Below are 5,156 nucleotides of genomic sequence, written 5' to 3' on the forward strand. Positions count from 1 at the left end.
GTCAGTGTTGTCGCTGGTAGCGCATGATGTGGCGGGAGAGCGGATCATTGCCGAATGTGTGGACATTCGTAACCGTGAGCTGGGAGGAAAGCCGCTTCAGGTATTTAAAAATAATACAGATTACAGTAGCCACAGCTATGGAACGCATGATAACTATCTCATCCCCAGGGACACTCCATTTGAGGATGTGGTGGCCGGGCTGGCTCCATTTCTGGTGACTCGCCAGTTATATGCCGGGGCAGGTAAAGTTGGGTCAGAGAGTGACAAAAGCTTTCAGGGGTTGCAGTTGACACAACGGTCAGATTTTATTGAAACGCTTTTAAGCATTGAGACCATGACGAACCGTCCTATTATCAATACACGGGACGAACCGCATGCGGTGAGTAGCAAATTTCGTCGTTTGCATTTGATTCTTGGTGATGCCAATATGTCAGCTTATGCCACAGCCCTCAAAGTAGGGTGCACAGCATTGGTTCTGAACCTGATAGCAAACGGAAAAAAATTTCCTGACCTGCAATTAGAGGATCCGGTGGCTGATGTGTTGAAAGTCTCCCTGAATAAAACAGGGGGGTTAAAACGAAAGCCGCATGGCACTATCAGTGCCCTTGAGGTTCAGGAAGCTTATCTTGAGGAGGCTGATAAATCCCTGGCGGGAAAAAATAAGGAATGGGACTGGATTCTAAAAGAGTGGAAAAGGACGTTAAGTGAATTCAAGCACAGCCCGGAAAAGTTATCTGATCGTCTGGACTGGGCGATCAAGGAAAAGTTATTTAGCGAATTCATGCAGGAGGAAAATTTAACCTGGGATGACCCCATGCTGCAAAGCCTGGACCTGGAATACCATAATCTGGATCCTGAACGAGGATTGTATCGTGGCTTGGAGCAGGAGGGCGAAGTTTATTCCCTGTTAAGTGAAGAAGAGATTGGTCATGCCGTTGTGTCGCCTCCTTTAGGAACCCGGGCCCAGATAAGAGGGCAAGCTGTAACTCAAGGTGTTGAGAATATAAAACGTATTCATTGGACTGGGGTTGAATTTATAAACGGAGAGGTTCTGGACCTGACAGGGATTATAAGTACCGAAGAGGTTGAAGAGGTTCTTAACTCCAGGAAGCAACTGGTTTAAGGCAATAACCTTATTGAGGCAACATATTCTAGAACCTGGAGGAAATATTAAATATGTTTGAAGAGCCGTATCGCTGGATGGAGGCGGTTTCCACCCGCCATAATTATGTTCAGGAAAAGCTGAAAATGGGTCAACCGGTTTTGTCGGTTCCCTACGATGGCGGTGTGCTCGTTATGGGGTTTGCTCCGCAACCCGGTAAGATCTTCGAAGTCTATGACCGTATTGCACTTGGTGGTGTCGGCCACCCTGCGGATGTGGAACGGTTGAGAATGTCGCTTTTGGATATGGCGCATCTGGAAGGTTTTAACCGTTCAGCTGAGGATGTAACTTTGGCAAGGCTCCTGCAGTTTGGAATTGCACCCGCTCTCAAACAGAACTTTGAAGAAATACAACGTGCCCCTTATATCATACGTCTGCTTCTTGTCGAGCTCGACAACGAAGGCCAGCCCAACTTTTTCAGGGTGAATTATGACGGACATTGGGAGACGTTTAAAAACGGCACTGTCATTTCTGGTGATGAGAAAGTCATGGATGAGGTGCAGAAAAAAATTGAAGACACACCCTTCAAAACGTTTACCCTTGATAAGGCGTTAGAAGAAACCTGTCGGCTCTGGGATGAAAGTAGAAAAGAGTCTGAGGAGGATGATAAAAGTATCCCCAGGACATTGAAAGAAGCTTTAGGGCAATGGTATCTTGAGGCTGCTGTATTATCGGTAAAAGTGGAGCGTAGGGCCATATACAGGGCGCTCACAAGTGAAGAGATTGACAAGCTTAAATCATCGGTTGGTTAATGTCCGGTTCCGGGGCAGAGAAAACCTGATAAAAAAGGAGTTGATCCTATGGAAATGAACGATCCCTTAAGAAGGGAAGAAAAAAAAGAAAGTAGCCCGGATCGAGATGATTCAGGTCCATCAAGACCCGAACCTTCAAGGCCAGGGAAAGATAGCCTTCTGAAACGAATGAAAAAGGTGGATCCTAAACAATCTGAGAAGTACAAACAGAGAACAGGTCAATGAACTTTCAGTCAGACTCTCATACTTCACCGGGAGATTTTTTCGAGTTGCTGGAAAAATCCGGTTATCGCTGGAATGCCAGAATTGATCCGTCCCAGCATCAAAAGAATATAAAAGTAACTCATGGCACAACGGTTTTAGCGTTCCACTTTAAAGATGGTGTGATTGTGGCTGGTGATCGCCGCGCAACAGCGGGCAACAGTATCATGTATGAGCGTTGTGACAAGGTTATCCCCATTGATGATTATACGCTCATGGCGATAGCCGGGGTTCCTGCGACAGCCTTTGAGATGGCACGGGTTCTCACTCATAACTTTGAGTACTACCGACGCTCCCAGTTGCAAACCATGAGTGTTGAAGGGAAAATCCGTGCCCTGTCTAAACTGCTGAAAGAGAATGTGGGAATGGCGGCTCAGGGACTGGGTGTGGTAAGCCCAATATTTGCTACGTTCGATATAAAAACTAAAAAGGCGAGCATACACTTTTATGACATGCTGGGAGCTGATTTTAAAATCAGCACTCATACTGCAACCGGTTCTGGTTCACCAACGATTCGCGGAATTCTGGAATATGAAGACCTCTGGGGAGAAAAACCTCTGGCGGAAAGATCAGAAAACGATGCGGTCACCCTGTCAATCAGGTTATTGCAGACCGCTGCACAGTTCGATTCTGCAACAGGTAAAGCCCGACCGGAAGATGAGATTTTCCCCACCGTGGCATTGATCACTGGCGAAGGCTACCGGTATTTGAACGATAAGGAAATGGCAGATATATGTCAGGCATCCCTGAAGCGGGGTTGAACCTAGAGGCGCATAATGAAAAAACGCATCTTCGGAATTGAAACAGAATATGGGCTTCTGATCAAAAATGATTCTGAGTTTCCTCTTGACTCCATGGAGGTGGCCAACAAGATCAAGAATCATGTCTTCTCAAAGAAACAGGGAGTGTTGGACCTGCACTACAGGGCCAACGATGAACCTCCGGGTAATGGCGGGTTCCTGCTGAATGGCGGGCGCCTTTACCTTGACATGGGGCATTTGGAATACGCTTCGCCAGAATGTTCTAATCTTGTCGATCTGGTTGCATATGACCGTGCTGGAGACACAATGATTCAGGAAGCTTTGGAAGAGTTGGGTTGGGAAGACCATGTTTCATTCATCAAGAACAATGTGGATCTTGAAACCAGCGCAACGTTCGGGTGTCACGAAAATTATCTTGTAGGCAGGGGATTCCCATTTGATGAACGGGACAATCTGAAACTCCTTTCTTCTTTTTTAACAACACGTCAGATTTTTTGTGGCGCAGGACGTATTGGTTCCTGTGACCCTCATCCTTTCAGAGATTGGGATGGGGTGACTCCTTATGAAAGCCAGGGTGATGAGGAAGTAAATTTTCAGCTTTCTCAAAGGGCCGATCATATCCCTAATGAGTTTTATCGATGGGTGCAGTACAACAGGGCTATTGTCAACACCCGTGATGAGCCATTGTCAGACCCGAGCAAATACCGGCGAATTCATCTTCTGGTCGGCGACTCCACAATGAGCGAGTTTGCGACAGCCATGAAAATGGGCACCACAACCCTTATGCTGGAGATTATGCAGCTGGGCGTTGCAAAGCGTGAATGGATTCTAGCCGATTCTGTTTTTGCCATGCGTTCCATTTCCCGTGACCCTGACTTTAAATGGCATGTAAAACTGGCTTCCGGTAAATCTTCCACAGCATTGGAATTGCAATGGGATGTTCTTAATACCTGCAAAGAACATTTAGCGGGCGAGAGCCGGGAAACAGACTGGATTCTAGAAGGTTGGGAATCTGTCTTGACGGATTTGCCAAAAGGACCGGAAGCCGTTATTGGCCGGGTAGACTGGGCCAGCAAGTACTGGATGCTTAACGAATTCAGAAATGAAGAAGATCTTGAATGGCAAGATCCCTGGCTTAAAAGTCTGGATCTGGAATTCCATAACTTGAATAAAAAATCCGGACTGTTCTGGGGCTTGGAAGCTAATGGCGATGGTTATCGCAAAACCACTGATGAAGCGGTTGAGTTTTCAAAGAGTAACCCTCCGAGAGGAACCCGTGCACATGGGCGGGGAGAACTTGTCAAAAGGCTCATTAATCAACATTCCCACATGAGTTATCTCATTGACTGGATTGGGTTCCGCCTCAGCAAAACAGATGAACCGTTCCTGATGCTCGATCCTTTTATTTCCTATAAAGAGGAAGTCATAAAACATCTTGAGCAATTTGAATCTCAACCGTATGAAGAAAATGAAATGAATCAGGATTTGAAAAGTCAGAACAAAAGTGGAAAAAAACCTTATGAGTGATTGCCTGTTTTGTAAAATCAGCGAAGGAGCGATCCCTTCAGAGAAGGTATACGAATCAAATACATTATTTGCGATAAATGATATCAATCCTCAAGCCCCCACGCATATTCTGATCATTCCCCGTACCCATCAAGCTACTTTGCTGGATGTTGAGGAAAAAGATCATACGTTGATGGGATCGGTAATCAGTGTGGCGAACAAACTGGCTGTAGAGAGGGGGCTTGATAAATCGGGATATCGTTTGGTGGTCAATTGTGGTGCGGGGGGTGGACAGTCTGTGTTCCATATTCACTTCCATCTCTTGGGCGGACGTGCCTTGGGCTGGCCACCGGGTTAGAGAAAATGATTACCTCAGAACAATTATACGAAAAGCTCAAAGATATTAATGTGGGCAGTCCTCTTTGTCAGTTCACGCGGGAAAATTGCGAACTGTTATTACCCACCATTGAGCGGATTGAACAACTCAAACGCGAAAAAAACGCAATTGTTCTTGTCCATAATTACGTTGCCCCACAAATATTCTATAGTGTTGCAGATTTTACCGGCGACTCTTATGGTTTATCAAAAAAAGCCAAAGAATCCAACGCGGATATCATTGTCTTTGCAGCGGTTCGTTTTATGGCAGAAACCGCGAAGATTCTCAGTCCAGACAAAACGGTGCTCGACCCAAACCCAAATGGGGGTTGTTCCCTT

The 5,156-nt window shown here is 46.0% G+C and carries 7 protein-coding genes; all 7 read left to right on the forward strand.

The genetic code is table 11. From position 1 onward, the window contains the following. A partial coding sequence (locus F3741_04085; GenBank protein ID MZG29981.1) for a proteasome accessory factor PafA2 family protein occupies positions 1-1,123 on the forward strand: 1,123 nt, incomplete at its 5' end. A gap of 53 nt (positions 1,124-1,176) precedes the next feature. Continuing rightward, positions 1,177-1,914 (forward strand): proteasome subunit alpha, encoded by a 738-nt coding sequence (locus tag F3741_04090; GenBank protein MZG29982.1) that lies wholly within the window; start codon positions 1,177-1,179, stop codon positions 1,912-1,914. A 48-nt stretch (positions 1,915-1,962) separates the two neighbouring features. Then, positions 1,963-2,139: a ubiquitin-like protein UBact gene (locus F3741_04095; GenBank protein ID MZG29983.1), complete on the forward strand. Its 177-nt coding sequence runs from the start codon at positions 1,963-1,965 to the stop codon at positions 2,137-2,139. Beyond that, the gene (locus tag F3741_04100) at positions 2,136-2,936 is read left to right on the forward strand and encodes a proteasome subunit alpha (GenBank protein MZG29984.1); all 801 of its coding nucleotides are present in this window, start codon (positions 2,136-2,138) and stop codon (positions 2,934-2,936) included. The genes F3741_04095 and F3741_04100 overlap by 4 nt, the downstream gene beginning before the upstream one ends. A 15-nt stretch (positions 2,937-2,951) precedes the next feature. Then, complete coding sequence (locus tag F3741_04105) at positions 2,952-4,463, forward strand: proteasome accessory factor PafA2 family protein (GenBank protein MZG29985.1); 1,512 nt, start codon at positions 2,952-2,954, stop codon at positions 4,461-4,463. Then, positions 4,456-4,800, forward strand: coding sequence for a histidine triad nucleotide-binding protein (locus tag F3741_04110; GenBank protein MZG29986.1), 345 nt, complete (start codon positions 4,456-4,458; stop codon positions 4,798-4,800). The genes F3741_04105 and F3741_04110 overlap by 8 nt, the downstream gene beginning before the upstream one ends. A gap of 5 nt (positions 4,801-4,805) precedes the next feature. Beyond that, positions 4,806-5,156 (forward strand): quinolinate synthase (locus F3741_04115; GenBank protein ID MZG29987.1); only part of this gene is annotated, 351 nt, incomplete at its 3' end.

This window comes from Nitrospinota bacterium, from assembly GCA_009873635.1.
Lineage (GTDB): Bacteria > Nitrospinota > Nitrospinia > Nitrospinales > VA-1 > LS-NOB.

Coding starts and splice junctions, on each gene's coding strand:
- F3741_04090 (MZG29982.1), top strand. CDS start 1,177: ATGTTTGAAGAGCCGTATCGCTGGATGGAGGCGGTTTCCACCCGCCAT.
- F3741_04095 (MZG29983.1), top strand. CDS start 1,963: ATGGAAATGAACGATCCCTTAAGAAGGGAAGAAAAAAAAGAAAGTAGC.
- F3741_04100 (MZG29984.1), top strand. CDS start 2,136: ATGAACTTTCAGTCAGACTCTCATACTTCACCGGGAGATTTTTTCGAG.
- F3741_04105 (MZG29985.1), top strand. CDS start 2,952: ATGAAAAAACGCATCTTCGGAATTGAAACAGAATATGGGCTTCTGATC.
- F3741_04110 (MZG29986.1), top strand. CDS start 4,456: ATGAGTGATTGCCTGTTTTGTAAAATCAGCGAAGGAGCGATCCCTTCA.